Origin of the sequence: Vibrio sp. V38_P2S17PM301 (assembly GCF_009904845.1) — a bacterium.
In the GTDB taxonomy this organism is placed as follows: domain Bacteria; phylum Pseudomonadota; class Gammaproteobacteria; order Enterobacterales; family Vibrionaceae; genus Vibrio; species Vibrio proteolyticus.
In genome coordinates this window covers 130,006-150,696 of record NZ_WXWO01000052.1, presented here as the reverse complement: position 1 = coordinate 150,696, position 20,691 = coordinate 130,006, and the positions used below count along the sequence as shown (strand labels likewise).

Sequence of the window (20,691 nt, the reverse complement as noted above, 5' to 3'; positions counted from 1 at the left end):
GCGAATGGCTGTGATGCGATTAATCGCCGGTACCGCCGCCGTTATCTTCACCGCCGGTTCCACCGGTTCCACCGGTTGCTGGTGGTTCTGTGGTATCGACTGGCTTGGATGGTTTGGCTTCCGGCAGTGTGATAACAATGTCTTTGCCCGGATTGCTGACAACGTCGTTGATCACGGTCGTGTCTGCGGTAAAATCGAGGTAGATTTCGTCGTCACCTGAGCCCGATTTCGGGTAGTTCGGATAGGTTTTAATCACTTCATTCGCGATTTTTTTCGCCGCTTGTGCGACGTTGTCTGCTGAAGCGTTCGGGCTTACGACCAGCACGTCAGACAGAACGGCAGTGGTCGCTCTAACCTGCGCAACCAGAGATGCGTTGCTCAGTTGTGTCTCCAGAACATTTTCGGTGTTCAGCAGCAGTTGTTCTACGCTGATACCCGTGCTGTTGGTGACATCCAGACCCAGATCGCTGAGTACTTCAATCGCTGCAGATTCAGTGTATTCGGCATCGCCCAATTTGTTGGCAATCAGTGTAGTCAGTGGCGATGCGGTGACAATGCTGCCTGCTTTAGCCAGTCCGCGAGGAATTTTATAGCTGACTTTACTCATGTCTTTACCATTAGACATATCCACCGCACCAGTGGCACCAGTAAAAGTGAACGAACAGGTATCTGGTGTATTCACAACGGTTGTATTGGTAATTTTAACGATACCGTCATTGTCTGTGGTACCCGCAGAGCCGCTCGTCCCGTTGTCACATGAATAGCTGGCATTCATGCCACGTACCGCTGGGTCATAAGCCATCACGCTGTGAGACGCATCTTCCGGGGTTACGCTGTTGTCGTTGTCACTGCCGCCACAGGCTGCCAGCATGGAGCATGCAACCGCAGCTGCTAAAATTTTCATTTTCATGTTTTCGTCTCTTTCCATTACCAAGAATAAGATAGAAGTAGGTTGCCAACCCCGATATTCGTGCCACCAATATCGGCATACACCTGATACTCAAGACCTAAATCGAACTGTTGAGTCAGTGCGTATTGCGCACCAAACGCCAGAGTAGGGGACACATCGCTGTCATCGGATTCGACGCCCGAACCATTTGCCTGCCAGTCGTAAATGCTGATGCCGCCTTTCGCGTACAAAGAAAAAGCATCCGTGACGTTACCCGATACTTTCAGCAAGAGGTCAAAACTGCTGGCTTCGTAGCTGCCATTTACGTCTTTTAGATCAAATTCACCTAAATAGTTGTATCCAGCTTCTACGGCTAACGTCGGCAATAAACGATAACCGGCGTAAATACCGTAAGCTGTGTCGGTATCGTCAATACCGGTCCAGTTAGTGACCGCTCGATCCACACCATCTAAATGTGAAACCCCAGCCTTGAGACCTGCATAAAACTGATTATCTGCCAAAGCGGACGCAGAGAGCAGCAACGTACTTAACGTTGCGCTTGTTATTAACTTCATTGTTTTTCCTCTGTTGGGCGAACAAGAATAAATGCAGGGCTCAATATTAAGTCAGAGCACGCAGTGACTGGTTGGGCTCAGTCAAAATAACATCGTTACCTGCTTAATTTTTAATCCAATAGTTAAGGTGGATTTTTTACCATTTAACCTCAAGATTAATAGGATTCTATATGTATAAAATCTGTTCATCAACACAATGTATTTATTTTACAGATGATTAACTGATAATTTAAAAATTAAATCTGACTAAAAACGGAATGGATATTAAATCAATAGCATGAGTTTTTATATTAGTGTTTGCTTACTTCTTTGAGTATCCCTTTTGCCATCAGTGTTGGCTTGAACTGTATTGAGAAAATAAAAATGTTTAGAGGTATACAAGAGGTAATAATATCTTTAGAGTTTTTCAAGTTGTGAAAGCTTGAAAGTTAACACATCTGTCATTAATATCACGACCAAATGTGACGTTTGTCATTCTTGGTTTGTTGAGCTTGAAGTAATTTGTTGTGATAATTGCGGCGCTCAATTTTAAACGCATTGATCAAAATTGGTCAGACCTGAAGTTGTCTCGTCAAAAAAATGACGAAAGCACCTTTGGTTTGAGTGCGAATAAACTTATTCAATGGGTTTGGCTTAAAAATACATAAAAATCGCTTTGCTTTTACCAAATAACTCATTTTTATTTAGCTAGTTAGGTGGCAAGGTGTTTTTGAGAATAAAACATTTCCTGCTCAAAGGAATTGATAAAGATGTTGTGGGCGCCTGATGATTATCAGGCGGATTTATGACGGTGTCATTGTTGGCTAAAGAAAAAGAGTTTCAAGTTATGAGCTATGAGAAAGAAAAATGTATGTTCAGGGGTGTTTGCGGTGAGAAATAGAAATCTGACCTTAATTGTTGCTCTACTTATGTTGGGTGGCTGCACCGTTGTTCCAGGTTCTCATATCTCCACTATCAATAAAGATGTGGTGACTTCTGAGCCAGATGAAGACATTTCTTCCCAGGTTACCGTATACCCGCTTAACCCTTCTCTGATTTCTAGATTAAAAAATGAACAGTTCAATGTGACAACCCAAGGAAATGCGAACCTGGATAAAGAGGTCGCTGAGTATGAATATCATATTGGTCCTGGCGATGTATTAAATGTGACCATTTGGGATCACCCAGAATTAACCATCCCTGCCGGCTCTTACCGTAGTTCGGCAGAGGCTGGTAACTGGGTTCACTCTGACGGTACGATATTCTATCCTTACATTGGCAAAGTGAATGTTGCTGGCCAAACGGTCACCGAAGTTCGCAATACGCTTGCCAAGAAGCTCACTCGCTATATTGAATCTCCACAAGTTGATGTCAATGTGGCCGCGTTCCGTTCTCAAAAAGCGTATATTACAGGTGAAGTTAATTCTCCCGGCCAGCGGCCTATTTCCAATATTCCCCTGACATTACTTGACGCTGTGAATCAGGCTGGAGGCATCAGTAAAGATGCGGACTGGCGTAACGTGACTCTGACCCGCAACGGCATCGAGGAACAAATTTCATTATATGCACTTATCCAAAAAGGCGATCTGACGCAGAATCGTTTGTTGAAGAACGGCGATATTGTGCATGTTCCACGCAATGATGCACTGAAAGTGTTTGTGATGGGGGAAGTGAAGCAGCCGCAAATGTTAAAAATTGATCGCACGGGGATGAGTCTGACAGAAGCACTCAGCTCCGTCGGTGGTATCAATGAGCTGGAGGCGGACGCGACCGGAATATTTGTGATTCGCAGTCTGACCTCTGTGCGCAGTGCACAGTCCCGCATTGCGGATATTTATCAGCTCAACATCAAAGACGCTTCCGCGCTGGTGTTGGGGACAGAATTTGAGCTTAAACCTTACGATGTCGTGTATGTGACCACGACGCCGATCGGTCGCTGGAATCGACTGGTCAAACAGCTGTTGCCGACTATCTCTGGCTTTAACAATCTGGCCGATGGGGTAAACAATGTACGTTCCTGGTAAGTTGGTGCGCACACGCAGAGCAGTGATGAAATGTGGCAGAGGGCGCTTCGATGTTTAATAACATTCTTGTGGTTTGTATGGGCAACATATGTCGCTCCCCCACCGCCGAACGCATTCTGCAGCATTTGCTCCCGGAGCGGCATATCACATCTGCCGGCCTGGCGGTTGAGCGAAGCCGGCTGAATGGATCGCCTGCGGATGCGACCGCTTGTCAGGTTGCGCAGGAGCACGGGATGACACTGGACGGCCATCATGCTCAACAACTGACGGCTGAGCTTTGCCATCAATCTGATCTGATTCTGGTGATGGAGAAACGCCACATTAACTTGCTGAGCGAGATTGCCCCGGCTGCGCGGGGAAAGACCATGTTATTAGGGCAATGGGATGGTCTTCGTGAAATCCCGGATCCACACCGACAAAGCAAAGACGCGTTCCTGTACGTATTCGATGTTATCGAGCAGGCAGCGAACCTCTGGGCGAAAAAACTGTAATTTTAACGTTCATCAGCCCGAGTGGCTGGTGACCTCTTGTGAAAAAACTATGACATCTCACACTTCCAAACACGGTGCCGGACAATTTAACTCGGATGAAATCGATCTGAGTAAGTTAGTCGGCATTCTTTTTGATGCTAAATGGCTTATCGTCGGCGTCACTTTTTTGTTTGCGGTTTGTGGCGTTGCGGTGGCGCTGCTATCGACGCCGATCTACAAAGCGGATGCACTGATTCAGATTGAGCAAAAAAGCTCAGGCGGTCTTTCTTCTCTGGTTGGGGAGGTAGGGGAACTGTTTAATCAGGAATCGACGGCGGCGGCCGAAATCGAAATTATTCGCTCACGTATGATTCTGGGGGACACCGTTGAGAAGTTTCATCTGACAACGGTAGTGACTCCTCAATACTGGCCGCTAGTGGGCAAAGGTATCGCCCGTTTATCCGGTGAATCGAATACGTTGGATGTAACGCGCTTTGAACTGCCAACTGAGGCGATGTTGCAATCGCACACCATTCGGGTACTCGACTCGCAGCACTATCAATTGCTGGATCAAAACGACGATGTCATTTTGTCCGGTACGGTTGGCCAGTTAGCGGAACAACAAGGGTACCAACTGCTGGTGAGCGGTCTTCATATTGAGGAAAATGGCTTTGAGTTCAACATTGCGAAGCAAAGCAAACTGGACGCCATTAAGTGGCTGAAAGACAATTTGTCGGTGGCGGAAAAGGGCAACCAGACCGGAATTGTTGAACTGTCGTTTACAGGAGAAAATCCGGTTCTGATTCAACATATCCTGGATCACATCAGCCAGAGCTACTTTTTGCAGAACGTCAAGCGTAACTCCGCCGAAGCGGAAAAGAGCCTTGCCTTTTTGAAACAGCACCTACCGCAAATCAAAGGCGAATTGGACAGTTCAGAAGACAAGCTGAACAACTTCCGCCAGGAAAACGAGTCGATCGATCTGAGCCTGGAAGCCAAAGCCACGTTGGATGTGATGGTGAAGCTGGAAGCTCAGCTGAACGAGTTGACGTTTAAAGAGAGCGAGATCAGCCAACGCTTTACTCAGGATCACCCTGCGTACAAATCGCTGTTGGACAAACGTCAGACGCTGCTCAAAGAGAAACGTCGTCTCGACGCCCAGGTGCAAAAGTTGCCGCGTACTCAGCGTGAAATTTTACGTATGCGCCGGGATGTCGAAGTTAACCAGCAAATTTATATTCAGCTGCTGAATAAAGTGCAGGAGTTGAGTGTTATCAAAGCGGGGACCGTTGGCAATGTACGTATACTGGACGACGCACAGACCTACGCCCAAGCGATCAAACCCAGAAAATCATTGATTGCGGTTCTGGCAACGTTACTCGGAGGCATGCTCAGCGTTGCGTTTGTGCTGATCAAAGCCGCGATGAACCGGGGCGTGGAAAGCCCGGAAGAAATTGAGGCGTTGGGGTTGTCGGTGTACGCCAGTATTCCGAAATCAGAACAGCAGGCCAGTCTGGCGGTCAGAGCCCGGCGCAAAAATAAACCTCAGGCACAAATGGCGTTATTAGCGGAAGAAAACCCGGCCGATCTCTCCATCGAAGCATTACGTGGGCTGAGAACCAGTTTGCATTTCGCCATGATGGAAGCCAAAAATAACGTCCTGATGATCTCAGGCCCTGCACCTGGTATTGGTAAGTCTTTTATCTCCACTAACTTTTCTGCGGTTGCGGCCAAGTCGGGACAAAAAGTGTTACTGATCGATGCCGATATGCGCAAAGGCTATCTACAACAGACATTTGGTTTACAGTCAGACAACGGTTTGTCGGATTATCTGAGTGGTCAGATGGAGCTAGGAACAGCCATCAAGTCGACCGGGGTTGATAATGTGGACCTCATTTCACGCGGGCGTATTCCGCCGAATCCATCAGAGCTACTGATGCACAAACGTTTCACGGAACTGCTGGAATGGGCGTCGGAGAATTATGAATTGGTGATAGTGGATACACCACCTGTTTTGGCCGTCACGGATCCGAGTATTGTCGGAGCGTTGGCCGGAACCACATTGATGGTGGCGCGGTTTGGTCAAAATACCACCAAAGAGATTGAGATTGCCCGACAACGGTTTGAGCAATCCGGGATTGAGGTCAAGGGCATTATATTTAATGCGATTGAACGGAAATCGTCCAATGCGTATGAATACTATAATTATAGTTACGCATCCGATAATTAAAAAAAGAGGCTTTCGCCTCTTTTTTTATAAATGATTGTTGAAGAGCCTATGTTTACTTAATTCTTTTTACTTTCCGACAGTCACGGCATTGATATAGAGCTTTGATGCCAATAACCTTATGCCAGAAATTTCGGCGCAGTCTGATCAGGTTTTTACAGTTACAACTTGTTTGATTCATATCTTGGGTTCCTAGCCTAATTCATTGGACATGCACAACTCAGGGTTTTGTTTTAAGCTTTTAATTTTTATAGCTTTTTTATTTTTTGTTTTGAGTTGTTGTGTCATTGCCAAATTCGTTGTTGTCAGCAATGACGACCAGCCATGCGGGTGATTAAGTGATGTTATGCGTTAACGTCATGATGGTGGCAGTGATTATAATATTAAGAAGAGTTTTGATCCATAATGTGGAATATATATCACGCAATTAAATTTAATTTTTCAATGGTGCGGTTATTTCACATTATATTTGTGGGTATTTGTTTAGTGATTGAATTGTTATTTGTTGGTTTGGCGTGAATATGGTCTCCACAAGCAAAATGGATGAGAAGCTGTCATTGGACGTTGTGACTTGAGCGCCAGAGAGTAACGTTAACCGGTCTAGGATTCCGGTACCTTAACTCTCGCCTCGGCGGGCTATCCTCGTTATACTTCGTGACTGAATTCAACGTGGGCTGAACATGTCAGCCCTTTACATGCAAGAGCACAGAATATGCAAGAGTACTTCGAGTTTTTTCAACAAAATATGATTCTTTCGCTGGCATGGGCGGGCTTAGTGATTGCCCTTATCATGAATATTATGAAGTCAGTGAGTGCCGCTTATAAAGAGGTCTCGGCCTCACAGGTTACGGAACTGATGAATCGCCACAATGGTGTGGTGGTGGATATCCGTACTAAGGACGAGTTCAAAAAAGGTCATATTACCGATGCGCTTCACATTTTGCCGTCGGACATCAAAGCGGGTAACTTAGGTAGCCTTGAAAATCATAAATCTGACCCAATCATTGTGGTATGCAAAACCGGCCAAACTGCGCAAGAAAGTGCAAACTTGCTGGCCAAAGCGGGCTTTGAACACGTCAATCTGCTTAAGAACGGTCTGATTGCATGGAATGAAGCGAACCTGCCGTTGGTTCGTGGCAAAAAGTAATTCCGGCTCGGCTCCCGCCTTGCATGCATTGATATGAGAGACGCTGTCTAAAAAGGCAGCGTTTGCCTGCCAGAGATGTGATGCTTTCCACGTAATGGTTGCTTCATCTGGTCATGGTAACGTCTCTCCGTTAGTCTGATTCCAGACTCGATATTACAGAATTTTTAAGGATTAAAACCATGGCTGAAGCAGCACCACAACAAGACGCACAGAACTTCGCAATTCAACGTATTTTCCTGAAAGATGTGTCGTTTGAAGCGCCGAATTCACCAATCATGTTCCAGAAAGAGTGGAACCCGGATGTGAAACTGGATCTCGACACACAAAGCCGTGAGTTGGGCGAAGGTGTGTACGAAGTTGTGCTTCGCTTGACGGTAACAGTGAAAAACGAAGAAGAAACGGCGTTTCTGTGTGAAGTTCAGCAAGGTGGTATCTTCACAGCGGAAAAAATGGAAGCCGGTCAACTGGCGCACTGCTTAGGCGCGTTTTGTCCAAACATCCTGTTCCCATACGCACGTGAGACTATCTCCAGTCTGGTCGTAAAAGGCACATTCCCGCAACTGAACCTGGCGCCAGTCAACTTCGATGCGCTGTTCATGAACTACCTGCAGCAGCAAGCGCAGCAAGAAGGTCAGGCGGAAGCCTAATCACGCGGTACAGACGCTGAGTTAAGCTAGCTTGGCGCCGCAGTAAGCAGATTAAAATGCACAAAGTATCGGTTTAAAGCGATGCGTTGTGCATTTTTTGTTTATTATTCAATAAAGACTTGAGTGGATAAATCGATGACAGAGTCACAAGCGAATAATGTGTACGGAAAAAAGATCGCCATGACCGTGCTGGGAGCGGGCTCCTATGGTACCTCCCTGGCCATTTCTCTGGCCAGAAATGGTGCCAATGTGGTGTTGTGGGGGCATGATCCCGAGCATATGGCGCGTCTGGAAGCTGAGCGCGCTAACCATGCCTTTCTGCCTGATGTGGCCTTCCCACCGTCACTGATAATCGAAGCGGATCTGCGTAACGCGGTGCAGGCCAGTCGTGATCTGCTGATCGTGGTGCCCAGTCATGTGTTTGGGATTGTACTGGGTAACATCAAGCCGCATTTGCGCTCAGACACACGCTTGTGCTGGGCAACCAAAGGGCTGGAGCCGGAAACGGGGCGTCTGCTGAAAGAAGTGGTGCACGATGTACTGGGTGAAGGTTATTCGCTAGCAGCATTGTCCGGTCCGACGTTTGCTAAAGAGCTGGCGATGGGATTACCCACGGCCATTTCGGTAGCATCACCGGATACCGAGTTTGTGCGTGACCTGCAAGAAAAAATCCACTGCAGTAAGACCTTCCGTGTGTATGCCAACGATGATTTTATCGGCATGCAGCTGGGCGGAGCAGTGAAAAACGTCATTGCGATTGGCGCAGGCATGTCCGATGGGATTGGTTTTGGGGCGAATGCCCGTACGGCACTGATCACCCGAGGTTTGGCGGAAATGTCACGCCTGGGCGCGGCACTGGGGGCCAAACCTGAAACCTTCATGGGCATGGCAGGATTGGGTGATCTGGTGCTGACTTGTACAGACAACCAATCGCGGAACCGCCGCTTTGGCCTCGCGCTAGGGCAGGGAAAAGACGTCGATACGGCGCAACAAGAGATTGGCCAGGTAGTCGAAGGTTACCGCAATACCAAAGAAGTCTGGTTGTTGGCCAGCCGGATGGGTGTTGAGATGCCGATAGTTGACCAGATTTATCAAGTATTGTATCAAGGTAAAGATGCCCGCTTAGCCGCACAGGATTTGCTGGCGCGCGATAAAAAAGCGGAAGGGAAATAGACACACGTAAAACGCCCGCTGTGGGGACGATGAAGGCATATCGTCACGCAGGCTGGGTGGTCGGGAACGAGTATGAAACATTGCGAAAAACAGAGGGTGTGGAAAGCAATCGTGCAGGAAGCGCGCGAGCAGTCTGAGCAGGAGCCCATGCTGGCCAGCTTTTACCATGCCACCATCATTAAGCACGAGAGTTTGGCCGCCGCATTGAGTTACATCCTGGCGAACAAACTGAATACCGCCTCCATGCCTGCCATGGCGGTACGCGAGGTTGTCGAAGAAGCGTTTAACAGCGACTCGTGTATCACCGAAGCGGCCGCTTGTGATATCTGCGCAACGGTGAACCGTGACCCGGCAGTGTCGATGTATTCCATGCCATTGCTGTATCTCAAGGGATACCATGCTCTGCAGGGCTATCGGGTGGCCAACTGGTTATGGAAGCAAGGCCGGATTGCACTGGCGACGTATTTTCAGAATCAGATCTCGGTGGCGTGTCAGGTGGACATCCATCCGGCAGCTCGCATCGGCCGTGGGATCATGCTCGATCACGCGACAGGAATCGTCATCGGTGAAACGGCCGTGGTGGAAGATGATGTGTCCATTTTGCAGGACGTAACGCTCGGTGGTACGGGGAAAGAGTGTGGCGATCGACATCCTAAGATCCGTGAAGGGGTGATGATTGGGGCTGGGGCTAAAATTCTTGGCAATATTGAGGTCGGAGAAGGGGCGAAAATTGGCTCTTGTTCGGTGGTGCTCCAGCCAGTGCCGCCACATACGACAGTCGCTGGTGTACCCGCTAAGATTGTTGGACGGCCCAAAACGGATAAACCGTCATTGGATATGGACCAGCAGTTCAATGGTCGATCGCAAAGTTTTATTGGCGGCGACGGGATTTAAGCCGTAGAAAAGATAACCAGGCGCACCACTGAGTGCGCCTTTTTGTTGTGGCTGAGCCACATGCAATAAAAAGGGAAGGCCGAGCCTTCCCTTAAACCGTTAGCCGGATGTCAGCTTAACGCATCCAGCTCCGCCAGCACTTCATCAGCCCAGCTGATCCACGCTTTGCGCACCAGCAGGTTGCGACGCAGTGTTAAGCGTTCCAGACGCTGATGCTTGTCCAGGGTAGACGGTGTGGAGTAGTAAGCCGCTTCGATTTCCTGATAATGGGCAACCAGTTTACGTGATTCTTCGACCAATTCCGCCAGTTGAGCTCGGAATGGGTCAGCCGCTTGCACAGAACAGGCCATCAGTTTGGCAGAAAATTCATCGCGTACGGTCGGATGAGCGGTCGGTTGATCGAACCATTCACCCAGCGCACTTCGGCCGGCATCTGTAATAGAATAAACCTTACGATCTGGCTTGCCTTCCTGGGGCTCTAATACACAGGTCACCAGACCATTTTGAGCCATTTTGTTCAGCTCGCGGTATACTTGTTGGTGGCTGGCTTTCCAGAAATAGCCGATGCTGGCGGAAAACTCTTTAGTGATATCGTATCCGGTGGCATCTCGTGTGCTCAGAACAGTAAGGATAACGTGTGGTAATGACATGTCTTCAATCCAAATGGTCAATAAACTCAAAAAACAACTGTTCGAGTTACCGTTGTGCTTCTAAAGGCACTTCATCATCAGTTCACTCAAACAACGCCAACATCAATGTTGGTCATGTCACCTTATAAGCCGTTTATCACCTAGATCGATATGTAAATCGAAGACTGCGGATATATGGGTATGATTGTGTTCCCGCAGAGGGAAACTAGTATATCTAAATAATAAGCATAAAGTAGAATAGATGGACAAAATTGCCCAAAAAACTGACAAAACACTCAATATTAATTTGTAAGTAGTTTTAAATTCTTAAATGTTGGTCTTAATTGACCTTTTTGTGAATTTTTATGCTCTCATAAATGAGTGTGTAAGCAGAATAAACAAAAGGCCAACGTGATACGTTGGCCTCGAATTTATACTTGTGGCGGATGAATTCGCCAGTTTAACCGGTGTTACGCATACCAGCGGCAATCCCGGCAATGGTGACCATCAGCGCATCTTCCAGCTCTGGTGACGCGGTTTCTGTCTGTCTTGTCCGGTACAGCAGCTCTGCCTGGAGCATGTTGAGTGGCTCAACGTAGATATTTCTCAGACGAATGGATTCCAGACCCCAAGGATCGCTTTGCATCAGGTTTTCGTTGTTCTCAACATTGAGCACGGCTTTGATGTCTTTTTGCAATTGCGCGCGCAATCGGTCTCCGAGTGGCAGCAGCGCCGGATCGGCCAGTCGTTGGTCGTAGTAACGGGAGATCTCGGCGTTACACTTCGAGTAGACCATTTCCAGCATACCTAAACGGGTTGAGAAGAACGGCCACTCACGACACATTTCTTCCAGCAGTGCCTGGTGGCCCTGGTCGATTGAATACTGAATCGCTTCGCCGGCACCGAGCCACGCAGGCAGAACCAGACGGTTCTGGCTCCAGGAGAAAATCCAGGGAATCGCACGCAGGCTTTCCACTCCACCCTTCGGGTTGCGCTTCGCAGGGCGTGAACCCAGCGGCAGTTTGCCCAACTCCAGTTCTGGAGTCGCCTGGCGGAAGTAGGGGACAAAGTCCGCTTCGCCACGTACCACACCGCGATAGGCTTCACAGCTGACTTGCGACAACACTTCCATCAGATCGCGCCACTCTTGCTTTGGCTCTGGCGGTGGCAGCAGGTTGGCTTCCAGTATGGCGCTCGCGTACAGATTAAAACTGTTGACCGCGACATCCGGCAGACCCAGTTTAAAGCGAATCATCTCGCCCTGCTCGGTAACGCGCAGGCCGCCTTTGAGGCTTTTCGGAGGCTGAGACAGCAGGGCCGCATGCGCTGGTGCGCCGCCACGGCCGACTGTTCCTCCCCGGCCGTGGAACAGCGTCAGTTCCACGCCTTCGGCCTCGGCCACTTTGACCAGGGATTCCATCGCGTGGTACTGAGCCCAGCCTGCCGCCATCACACCGGCGTCTTTGGCTGAATCGGAGTAACCGATCATCACCATTTGGTGGTTTTGAATAAAGCCGCGATACAGATCGATGCCCATCAACTGTTGAATCACCGCTTCAGCGTTGTTCAGATCGTCCAGCGTCTCAAACAGTGGGCAGACATCCATGCGGTATGGGCAGCCAGCTTCTTGCAGCAGCAGGTGTACGGCCAGAACATCAGACGCCGTGCGCGCCATGGAAATTACATAGGCGCCAAAGGCTTCTCGGGGCTGAACGGCGATGATTTTACAGGTATCGAGCACTTCCTTTACCGGTTCAGATGGCTGCCAGTCGAGTGGAAGCAACGGGCGCTTCGAGGCCAGTTCATTGGTCAGGAAGGCAATTTTATCTTGCTCGCTCCATTGATCGTAGTCGCCGATACCAAGGTAACGGGTCAGCTCTGACAGTACATCAGAATGACGGGTGCTTTCCTGGCGGATATCAAGGCGAACCAGATGGACGCCAAACGCTTTCACCCGGCGCAGCGTGTCCAGTAGTGAGCCATCGGCAATCACGCCCATCCCGCATTCGTGCAGAGACTGGTAACAGGCGTAAAGTGGTTCCCACAGCTGATCCACTTTTTGCAGCGGGGCTTTAACCGCCAGTTTTTGGCCATGGATTTTGGCGTCGAGGATCTCTTTGGTTTCGTTCAGCAGGCTACGCAGCTGTTTCAAAATGGCACGGTAAGGCTCGTGCTCGTCGTCACCCGCCAGCGCGCGTACGGCGTCGTTGCTCTTGGTCATCGACAGTTCGCTGATCAGCTCATTGATGTCAGCCAGGTAGAGATCGGCGGCTTTCCAGCGCGACAGCAGCAGCACTTCGCGGGTAATGGTGTGGGTGACAAACGGGTTACCGTCACGGTCGCCGCCCATCCAGGATGAGAAATGCACCGGACGTGCATCAATCGGCAGTCCTTCACCGATGTAGTGGCTCAGGCGTTCATCCAGCTCGCGCAAAAAGTCCGGCACGGCGTCCCACAGCGAGTTTTCGACCACCGCAAAGCCCCATTTGGCTTCGTCCAGTGGGGTTGGGCGCTGTTTACGGATCTCATCCGAGTGCCAGCTTTGGGCAATCAATTGATCAAGGCGACGCTCTGTTTTATGCCGCTCTTTCGGAGCCAGGTCGCTCAGCTCAAGCTTGGAGAGGCATTCGTTAATCTTGACCAGCTTATTGATCATGGTCCGACGGGTAATTTCGGTTGGGTGCGCGGTCAGGACCAGCTCGATGTTCAGATCCCGAATGGCCTGCGCAGTGTCCAGCTTACTGATGTCATTTTGGGTCAGTTTGCTGAACAGGGCATTGATGGCGTCCGGTTCACACACGTGTTCTTCACAATGACGTGAAATGGTGTGGTATTGCTCGGCGATGTTGGTCAGATTCAGAAATTGGTTAAAGGCGCGTGCAACCGGTGTTAGCTGCTCATTCGGCAGACTTTTTATCTCTTCGATCAGGCGCTCTCGGTCTTCCTGACTGCCTGAGCGGGCAGACTTGGAAAGTTTACGAATCGTTTCTACTTTCTCTAAAATAACGTCGCCTTCAGCGTCGCGAATGGTGTTACCAAGCAGATGGCCCAGCATACTTACGTTACTTTTGAGCGCAGCGTATTTTTCGTTCATTGTCTTCCTGCCTTGAAAAAAAATTACATCCAATGTTCCTTATTAGACACCCAATCTAGCTAAAAATATTGCTCGGAGTCAAATAAAGCCGCTTAAGTTTGCAATTATTACGCGTATCCGTCGCGATGTATTCAATTCGTCATTTTGTCGGAATATGTTGAAAGTTAATTACAAAAAAGTCTGCCAGACGACAACCGCACATACTGATCTGAGGTACGCGTTGTCTGGCCGATCAGAAGCAGTATTGGTACATCGCCTTCGACAGAATATTGATCGTCGGATCGATAAATTCGAACGCGAGAAACTCATCCGGCTGATGGGCCTGATCAATTGAGCCCGGACCGAGGACCAGTGTCGGACACAACTGCTGCAGGAAGGGGGCTTCGGTACAGTAGTTGACCGTTTGTGAAGCGGTATTGCAAATGCCTTCCATGCTGCTGATAAACGGATGGTCGTGCTCGCATTCGTAGCCGGGAATAGGCTCGTGCAGTGGTGTAATAGCAATCCGGCCCGGCCATTTAGTTTCAATCTCTTTCAGCGCGTCACGCAACATATTGTTCAGGCCGTCCAGGCTAATGCCCGGTAAGGGGCGCACGTCGTAGTGCAGTTCACAGCAACCACAGATACGGTTAGCGCTGTCACCGCCGTGAATATGACCGAGATTGAGGGTCGGGCTTGGAATCGCAAATCCCGGATGGTGGTACTCTTTGATCAGACGATCGCGCAGTTGCATCATGGCAAACAGCACTTCATGCATGATCTCAATCGCGTTGACGCCCAGCGCCGGATCGGAGGAGTGGCCGGATTTCCCGGTGACTCGGATCGCATTGGCAACGTGACCTTTGTGGCCCCGGATCGGCACCAGACTGGTGGGTTCACCGATGATGCAATAGTCCGGCTTGACTGGCGCATCGGCGGTAAAGTGGCGTGCGCCCAGCATCGTGGTCTCTTCATCGCAGGTGGCGAGGATATAGAGGGGCTTGCTTTGCTTACTCCAGTCGACCTTTTTGACGGCCTCTACAATAAATGCAAAAAAGCCTTTCATGTCGGCTGTCCCGAGCCCGTAAAACCGGTTGTTGTCTTCGGTCAGTGCGTGTGGATCGTAGTTCCAGCGCCCCTGATCGAAGGGGACGGTGTCAGAGTGACCAGCCAGCAGCAATCCGCCTTCCCCCTGACCCTTTTTCGCCAACAGGTTCATTTTACCCGGTTCCACTTCGGTCACCTGCACCTCAAAGCCGAGATCTTTTAACCAGGTGGCAAGCTTTTCAATCACTTTGCTGTTGCCTTCGTCCCAACTCGGGTCGGTAGAACTGATGGAAGAGGTCGAAATCAGGCCACGGTAGACCTCAATAAAACTCGGTAATTGCATATTATCTTCGCTTCTACGGTTGACAGAAATACATTAAATCGGTAAAACACATATTAAATCATATCGAGTGAATAAAAAATCATTATAAGCTCTTTTTGTTAGATTAATAATCACTTTTAAAGTGTGCTTTTTACCTTGAATCGGGATGTCTGAGATGCTTAAAACCACAATCATTGGCGCCAGCGGTTACACCGGGGCCGAGTTGGCCCTCATGGTGGAAAAACACCCTCAACTCACGCTAGCAGGTTTATACGTGTCTGCAAATAGCCTGGATGCCGGAAAGTGTATTTCTCAGTTGCACGGCAAACTCTCCGGTGTGGTGCAGCAGGTGGTGCAGCCTCTGGTGGACGTGGCACAGGTCGCCAAAGAGGCGGATGTGGTGTTTTTGGCAACGGCGCATGAGGTCAGCCATGACATCGCCCCAATACTGCTGGATCACGGTTGCCAAGTGTTTGATTTATCCGGTGCCTTCCGGGTGAAAAATGATGCGTTTTACACCGATTTTTATGGCTTTACACATCAGCACGCCGAGTGGCTGGATAACGCGGCATATGGTCTGGCGGAATGGAATGGCGAGGCTATTAAACAGGCTCAGTTGATTGCCGTGGCAGGATGCTACCCGACCGCTTCTCAACTGGCGATCAAGCCTTTGGTTTGCGCCGGTTTGCTGGATGTCGGCCAATGGCCTGTGATCAACGCCACCAGTGGTGTCTCCGGTGCCGGGCGTAAAGCCTCGATGACCAACAGCTTCTGTGAAGTGAGCTTGCAGCCATACGGCGTGTTTACGCACCGTCATCAGCCGGAAATTGCCCATCATCTGGGGTGCGACGTGATATTCACGCCTCATCTGGGCAACTTTAAGCGCGGCATTCTGGCGACGATTACCATGAAGTTGCAACCGGGTGTGACCGCAGACGCAATCGAACAGGCTTTTCATCAGGCCTATCAGGATAAGCCGGCGGTTCGAATCAAAACCACCATCCCCCGGATTCAGGACGTTGAATTTACCCCTTTCTGCGATATCAGCTGGAAGGTTCAGGGCGAGCACATCATTGTCATCGCGGCGATCGATAACTTGCTCAAAGGCGCATCGAGTCAAGCGATGCAGTGTTTAAACATTCACTACGGTTTTTCTGAGTTAACTGCGCTGCTGTAAGCAGGCTGAAGGAAACGTTATGACGGATAACAACATGACACCATTGGTGATCAAATTAGGCGGTGCGGCATTGTCTTGCACTGAAACGCTCAGCCAGGTTTTTGGCGCGATTGCTGACTACCAGAATCAGGCTCAGCGACGAATTGTGATCGTCCACGGTGGGGGTTATCTGGTGGACGATCTGATGAGCAAGCTTCAGCTCAAAACCGAGAAAAAACACGGTTTGCGGGTGACCCCGTACGATCAGATTCCATTGATTGCCGGCGCTTTGGCGGGCACGGCGAACAAGATGCTACAAGGTCAGGCGATCAAAGATGGCTTGAATGCGGTGGGTCTGAGTCTGGCGGATGGCGGTTTGTGCGTGGTGGAAGAGCTGGACGCGGAGCTTGGCGCGGTTGGCAAAGCGTTGCCCGGCAACTCAGCGGTGTTGCAAGCGATCCTTGCGACCGGTGCACTGCCGATCATCAGTTCCATTGGCCTGACGACGGACGGTCAGATGATGAACGTCAATGCTGATCAGGCGGCCGTCGCTGTTGCGGGGGCGATGGATGCGGAGCTGGTGTTGCTGTCGGACGTCAGCGGTGTGCTGGATGGCAAAGGCCATTTGATTAAGCGACTGGATGAAGTTCAGGCCAATAAGCTGATCGAGGGGCAGGTCATCACCGACGGCATGATCGTCAAAGTCCAAGCGGCGTTACAGGCGGCAGCGGACCTGGGTCGGCCGATAGAAGTGGCCACCTGGCGTTACCCTGAAAAACTGACGCAGCTGTTTGGCGGCACAAGTATTGGGACTCAGTTTTTGCCGCAGTAACCGCGCAAAAACACCCAGACAATTGAAAGAGCAAAGAATGGAAGTATTCCTGAGCACTGACCGCCAGGCGCAGGCTGGGGAAATTAGGAGAGAGAAAATGAGCAAAGTTGAAGTGAATAAAGTTGTTGTCGCATATTCTGGCGGTCTGGATACCTCAGTGATCATCCCGTGGCTGAAAGAGAATTACGATTGTGAAGTGGTCGCGTTTGTGGCTGATGTTGGTCAGGGTGAAGATGAGCTGGTCGGGATTGAAGAGAAAGCCAAGGCATCGGGTGCGTCCGAATGCTACGTGGTTGACCTGAAAGAAGAAATGGTGGCCGAGTACATCTATCCGACGCTGAAAACCGGTGCTTATTATGAAGGGAAATATCTGCTTGGCACGTCAATGGCACGGCCGATCATCGCCAAAGCACAGGTAGAGATTGCACGTCAGGTAGGGGCCGATGCACTGTGTCACGGCTGTACCGGTAAAGGTAATGACCAGGTACGTTTTGAAGGTGCATTTGCGGCACTGGCGCCGGATCTGCATGTGATCGCTCCATGGCGTGAATGGGATCTGGTCAGCCGTGAAGAGTGTCTGGATTACCTGGCTGAGCGTAACATTCCGTGCAGCGCATCACTAACCAAGATTTACTCACGTGACGCAAACGCTTGGCACATCTCAACCGAAGGCGGTGTACTGGAAGATACCTGGAATGCACCGAACGAAGACTGTTGGGTCTGGACCGTGGATCCGGAGCAGGCGCCAAACGAAGCAGAGTATGTCACGCTGAAAGTCGCTAAGGGCGAAGTGGTCTGTGTCGATGGTGAACAGATGACGCCGTACAACGCACTGGTATACCTGAATGAAAAAGGTGCCAAACATGGCGTCGGCCGTATCGACATCGTTGAGAACCGTTTGGTCGGTATGAAATCCCGTGGCTGCTACGAAACTCCGGGAGGCGCCATCATGATGGAAGCGCTGCGCGCTGTAGAGCAACTGGTGCTGGATAAAAGTGCGTTTGAGTTTCGTGAAGAGCTGGGCCTGAAAGCGTCGCATCTGGTGTATGATGGTCGCTGGTTCACACCACTGTGCAAATCTATTCTGGCCGCGTCTGAAGAACTGGCACAGGACGTCAACGGTGAAGTTGTCGTGAAACTGTACAAAGGTCAGGCAACGGTTACGCAGAAGCGTTCCGACAACAGTTTGTATTCCGAAGAGTTCGCCACCTTTGGTGATGACGACGTGTACGATCACAGCCATGCTGGCGGCTTCATCCGCCTGTACTCGCTGTCGAGCCGCATCCGGGCGCTCAATGAAGCCAAAAAGCGTCAGTAACGGTTGTCGTATCGTCAGGCGATAAAATAAATACTCATCTGATGGTGGAACAACAAAGCCCGCTTGTTTATGCAAGCGGGCTTTATTTTTACAGAGATAGGCTCGTTGTAGTGATAAGTTTACGTCGTGAATAAGTATGTTTTAAAAGTGAATTTTTACTTTATTTTTTGTTCAACATACCGTAACGTTGACGAACACAAAAAATAACCTGATTGCGAGTCAGGTACCATCGTAGCACAGCAGTGAATAGTGAGCATTAGGAGAGACGCAATGGCATTATGGGGCGGAAGATTTACCCAAGCGGCAGACACACGGTTCAAAGAATTCAACGATTCACTTCGCTTTGACTACCGATTGGCTGAGCAGGACATTGTCGGCTCGATTGCCTGGTCAAAAGCACTGCTGTCAGTCGAGGTACTGACGGATGAAGAGCAGCAGAAGCTAGAGTTGGCGCTCAATGAGCTTAAGCTCGAGGTGATGGAAGACCCACACCAGATCCTGCGCTCCGATGCCGAAGACATTCACTCATGGGTGGAGCAACAGTTGATTGGCAAAGTCGGAGATCTGGGCAAAAAGCTGCATACCGGCCGGTCACGGAACGATCAGGTGGCGACCGATCTGAAACTCTGGTGTCGTCAACAAGGGCACCAACTGCTGATGGCGCTCGATCGGCTCCAGGTCAAAATGGTTGAGGTTGCCAGTCAGCATCAGAACACCGTGTTACCGGGTTATACTCATTTACAACGGGCACAGCCGGTGACCTTTGCTCACTGGTGTCTGGCCTACGTGGAGATGTTTGAGCGGGACTATTCACGTCTTGCTGACGCGCTCAAGCGGCTCGACACGTGCCCGCTCGGTTCGGGTGCGCTGGCCGGAACCGCTTATGCGATTGATCGGGAAAAACTGGCGCACAATCTGGGTTTTCAGCGTGCTACCCGTAACTCACTCGATTCGGTATCGGATCGCGATCACGTCATGGAACTGATGTCGGTGGCGTCGGTGTCGATGCTCCACCTGTCGCGTCTGGCGGAAGATATGATCTTCTATAATTCGGGGGAGTCCGGTTTTATTGAACTGGCGGATACCGTGACATCAGGCTCGTCGTTGATGCCTCAGAAAAAGAACCCGGATGCTCTGGAGTTGATTCGGGGGAAAACCGGTCGGGTTTACGGCGCTCTGGCGGCCATGATGATGACCGTTAAAGCCTTGCCGTTGGCGTACAACAAAGACATGCAGGAAGACAAAGAAGGCCTGTTTGATGCGCTTGACACCTGGAACGATTGCATGGAAATGGCGGCGTTGTGCTTTGATGGCATTAAAGTGAATGCTGAGCGGACGCTGGAGGCGGCGAAACAGGGGTACGCCAATGCCACTGAACTGGCCGATTATTTAGTGGCCAAGGGGATTCCGTTCCGGGAAGCGCACCACATCGTTGGTGTGGCGGTGGTCGGAGCAATAGAGAAAGGCTGCGCACTGGAAGAGTTGTCACTGCCAGAGCTGAAAGCGTTCTCGGAGGTGATTGAAGCGGATGTGTATGCGATTCTGACCATCGAATCCTGCCTGGAGAAGCGTTGCGCGCTCGGTGGTGTGTCACCCAAGCAGGTCGCTTATGCGGTGAATGAGGCGGAGAAGCGTCTGGATAAACGCGATGCGTCTGCGGTCAAAGTGCGCTCGGCGAGGCTGACGGATATTGAAGCGCTCGAAGGTATGGTGGCTTACTGGGCGAACCTTGGCGAGAACCTGCCGCGCTCGCGCAGTGAGTTGGTGCGCGACATCGGCTCATTTGCTGTCGCCGAACATCACGGGGAAGTCACCGGGTGTGCTTCGCTGTACGTTTATGATTCAGGACTGGCCGAAATCCGTTCACTCGGGATTGAAGCTGGTTGGCAAGGCCAGGGACAGGGCACGGCGATTGTGCAGCACTTGGTGGAGAAAGCGCGTCAGATGGCGATCAAAAAAGTGTTTGTCCTGACCCGTACGCCGGAGTTTTTTATGAAGCAGGCCTTTTTACCGACCTCGAAATCCTTGCTGCCGGAAAAAGTCCTCAAAGACTGTGACCAGTGCCCGCGTCAGCATGCCTGTGATGAAGTGGCGTTGGAGATCAATCTCGTTGAACAAGTTATTACTCGCGTGAATGTTGCTTAACTGATTGATTGTTATCGATGTTTAAGTTTTCTCAGAAAAAAGATCAAAAAAGATCGAATTTTTGGGAACCAATAAGAAAAGGCAGAGTCTATTAAAGTACCACTGCTTTTTCTTAGAAGAATCTAAGAGGGCCCCGAGACTACA

At 50.2% G+C, this 20,691-nt stretch carries 16 protein-coding genes; 11 read left to right on the top strand and 5 right to left on the bottom strand.

Features of this window, described 5'->3' with window-relative positions:
* Positions 1 to 19: 19 nt before the first annotated feature.
* A complete protein-coding gene (locus tag CAG64_RS11880) occupies positions 20 to 910 on the bottom strand; it encodes a serine/threonine protein kinase (RefSeq protein ID WP_161453424.1) in 891 nt (296 codons plus the stop codon).
* A 17-nt stretch (positions 911 to 927) separates the two neighbouring features.
* Positions 928 to 1,464, bottom strand: coding sequence for an outer membrane beta-barrel protein (locus CAG64_RS11875; RefSeq protein WP_161488730.1), 537 nt, complete (start codon positions 1,462 to 1,464; stop codon positions 928 to 930).
* 869 nt (positions 1,465 to 2,333) lie between these two features.
* Here CAG64_RS11875 and CAG64_RS11870 point away from each other — a divergent pair.
* From CAG64_RS11870 to cysE, 7 genes are all read left to right on the top strand, one after another.
* Complete coding sequence (locus tag CAG64_RS11870) at positions 2,334 to 3,467, top strand: polysaccharide export protein (RefSeq protein WP_337247450.1); 1,134 nt, start codon at positions 2,334 to 2,336, stop codon at positions 3,465 to 3,467.
* A 50-nt stretch (positions 3,468 to 3,517) separates the two neighbouring features.
* Positions 3,518 to 3,958, top strand: coding sequence for an arsenate reductase/protein-tyrosine-phosphatase family protein (locus CAG64_RS11865; protein WP_161448525.1), 441 nt, complete (start codon positions 3,518 to 3,520; stop codon positions 3,956 to 3,958).
* Positions 3,959 to 4,007: 49 nt separating this feature from the next.
* Positions 4,008 to 6,167 carry a polysaccharide biosynthesis tyrosine autokinase gene (locus CAG64_RS11860; RefSeq protein ID WP_161489315.1) on the top strand — a complete coding sequence of 720 codons (2,160 nt, stop codon included), beginning with the start codon at positions 4,008 to 4,010 and terminating at the stop codon, positions 6,165 to 6,167.
* 709 nt (positions 6,168 to 6,876) lie between these two features.
* The gene (locus CAG64_RS11855; RefSeq protein ID WP_021704530.1) at positions 6,877 to 7,311 is read left to right on the top strand and encodes a rhodanese-like domain-containing protein; all 435 of its coding nucleotides are present in this window, start codon (positions 6,877 to 6,879) and stop codon (positions 7,309 to 7,311) included.
* Between the two features lie 179 nt (positions 7,312 to 7,490).
* Positions 7,491 to 7,958, top strand: a complete 468-nt coding sequence (gene secB / locus CAG64_RS11850; protein ID WP_021704529.1) for a protein-export chaperone SecB — start codon at positions 7,491 to 7,493, stop codon at positions 7,956 to 7,958.
* Positions 7,959 to 8,093: 135 nt separating this feature from the next.
* Positions 8,094 to 9,131 (top strand): NAD(P)H-dependent glycerol-3-phosphate dehydrogenase, encoded by a 1,038-nt coding sequence (gene gpsA / locus CAG64_RS11845; protein WP_161457269.1) that lies wholly within the window; start codon positions 8,094 to 8,096, stop codon positions 9,129 to 9,131.
* Between the two features lie 72 nt (positions 9,132 to 9,203).
* Positions 9,204 to 10,025: a serine O-acetyltransferase gene (gene cysE / locus CAG64_RS11840; RefSeq protein WP_021704527.1), complete on the top strand. Its 822-nt coding sequence runs from the start codon at positions 9,204 to 9,206 to the stop codon at positions 10,023 to 10,025.
* Between the two features lie 110 nt (positions 10,026 to 10,135).
* Here the strand turns inward: cysE and CAG64_RS11835 are convergent, their stop codons facing one another.
* The 3 genes from CAG64_RS11835 to argE all read right to left on the bottom strand — a co-directional run bounded on the left by CAG64_RS11835 (position 10,136) and on the right by argE (position 15,117).
* Positions 10,136 to 10,675, bottom strand: coding sequence for a PadR family transcriptional regulator (locus CAG64_RS11835; RefSeq protein WP_161453623.1), 540 nt, complete (start codon positions 10,673 to 10,675; stop codon positions 10,136 to 10,138).
* Between the two features lie 439 nt (positions 10,676 to 11,114).
* Entirely contained in the window at positions 11,115 to 13,748 is a 2,634-nt protein-coding gene (ppc, locus tag CAG64_RS11830; protein ID WP_161457270.1) for a phosphoenolpyruvate carboxylase, read from the bottom strand.
* A gap of 232 nt (positions 13,749 to 13,980) precedes the next feature.
* Positions 13,981 to 15,117 carry an acetylornithine deacetylase gene (gene argE / locus CAG64_RS11825; RefSeq protein WP_021704524.1) on the bottom strand — a complete coding sequence of 379 codons (1,137 nt, stop codon included), beginning with the start codon at positions 15,115 to 15,117 and terminating at the stop codon, positions 13,981 to 13,983.
* A gap of 154 nt (positions 15,118 to 15,271) precedes the next feature.
* Here argE and argC point away from each other — a divergent pair, with 154 nt between their 5' ends.
* The 4 genes from argC to argH all read left to right on the top strand — a co-directional run bounded on the left by argC (position 15,272) and on the right by argH (position 20,547).
* Positions 15,272 to 16,273 (top strand): N-acetyl-gamma-glutamyl-phosphate reductase, encoded by a 1,002-nt coding sequence (argC, locus tag CAG64_RS11820; RefSeq protein ID WP_161448625.1) that lies wholly within the window; start codon positions 15,272 to 15,274, stop codon positions 16,271 to 16,273.
* A 19-nt stretch (positions 16,274 to 16,292) separates the two neighbouring features.
* Positions 16,293 to 17,084 (top strand): acetylglutamate kinase, encoded by a 792-nt coding sequence (gene argB / locus CAG64_RS11815; protein ID WP_021704522.1) that lies wholly within the window; start codon positions 16,293 to 16,295, stop codon positions 17,082 to 17,084.
* A 97-nt stretch (positions 17,085 to 17,181) separates the two neighbouring features.
* Positions 17,182 to 18,402 carry an argininosuccinate synthase gene (locus tag CAG64_RS11810; RefSeq protein ID WP_021704521.1) on the top strand — a complete coding sequence of 407 codons (1,221 nt, stop codon included), beginning with the start codon at positions 17,182 to 17,184 and terminating at the stop codon, positions 18,400 to 18,402.
* 270 nt (positions 18,403 to 18,672) lie between these two features.
* The gene (gene argH, locus CAG64_RS11805) at positions 18,673 to 20,547 is read left to right on the top strand and encodes an argininosuccinate lyase (RefSeq protein WP_021704520.1); all 1,875 of its coding nucleotides are present in this window, start codon (positions 18,673 to 18,675) and stop codon (positions 20,545 to 20,547) included.
* Positions 20,548 to 20,691: the final 144 nt, after the last annotated feature.

Coding starts and splice junctions, on each gene's coding strand:
- CAG64_RS11860 (WP_161489315.1), top strand. CDS start 4,008: ATGACATCTCACACTTCCAAACACGGTGCCGGACAATTTAACTCGGAT.
- CAG64_RS11810 (WP_021704521.1), top strand. CDS start 17,182: ATGAGCAAAGTTGAAGTGAATAAAGTTGTTGTCGCATATTCTGGCGGT.
- CAG64_RS11880 (WP_161453424.1), bottom strand. CDS start 910: ATGAAAATGAAAATTTTAGCAGCTGCGGTTGCATGCTCCATGCTGGCA.
- CAG64_RS11875 (WP_161488730.1), bottom strand. CDS start 1,464: ATGAAGTTAATAACAAGCGCAACGTTAAGTACGTTGCTGCTCTCTGCG.
- CAG64_RS11855 (WP_021704530.1), top strand. CDS start 6,877: ATGCAAGAGTACTTCGAGTTTTTTCAACAAAATATGATTCTTTCGCTG.
- CAG64_RS11865 (WP_161448525.1), top strand. CDS start 3,518: ATGTTTAATAACATTCTTGTGGTTTGTATGGGCAACATATGTCGCTCC.
- argB (WP_021704522.1), top strand. CDS start 16,293: ATGACGGATAACAACATGACACCATTGGTGATCAAATTAGGCGGTGCG.
- argC (WP_161448625.1), top strand. CDS start 15,272: ATGCTTAAAACCACAATCATTGGCGCCAGCGGTTACACCGGGGCCGAG.
- ppc (WP_161457270.1), bottom strand. CDS start 13,748: ATGAACGAAAAATACGCTGCGCTCAAAAGTAACGTAAGTATGCTGGGC.
- secB (WP_021704529.1), top strand. CDS start 7,491: ATGGCTGAAGCAGCACCACAACAAGACGCACAGAACTTCGCAATTCAA.
- argH (WP_021704520.1), top strand. CDS start 18,673: ATGGCATTATGGGGCGGAAGATTTACCCAAGCGGCAGACACACGGTTC.
- gpsA (WP_161457269.1), top strand. CDS start 8,094: ATGACAGAGTCACAAGCGAATAATGTGTACGGAAAAAAGATCGCCATG.
- CAG64_RS11835 (WP_161453623.1), bottom strand. CDS start 10,675: ATGTCATTACCACACGTTATCCTTACTGTTCTGAGCACACGAGATGCC.
- argE (WP_021704524.1), bottom strand. CDS start 15,117: ATGCAATTACCGAGTTTTATTGAGGTCTACCGTGGCCTGATTTCGACC.
- cysE (WP_021704527.1), top strand. CDS start 9,204: ATGAAACATTGCGAAAAACAGAGGGTGTGGAAAGCAATCGTGCAGGAA.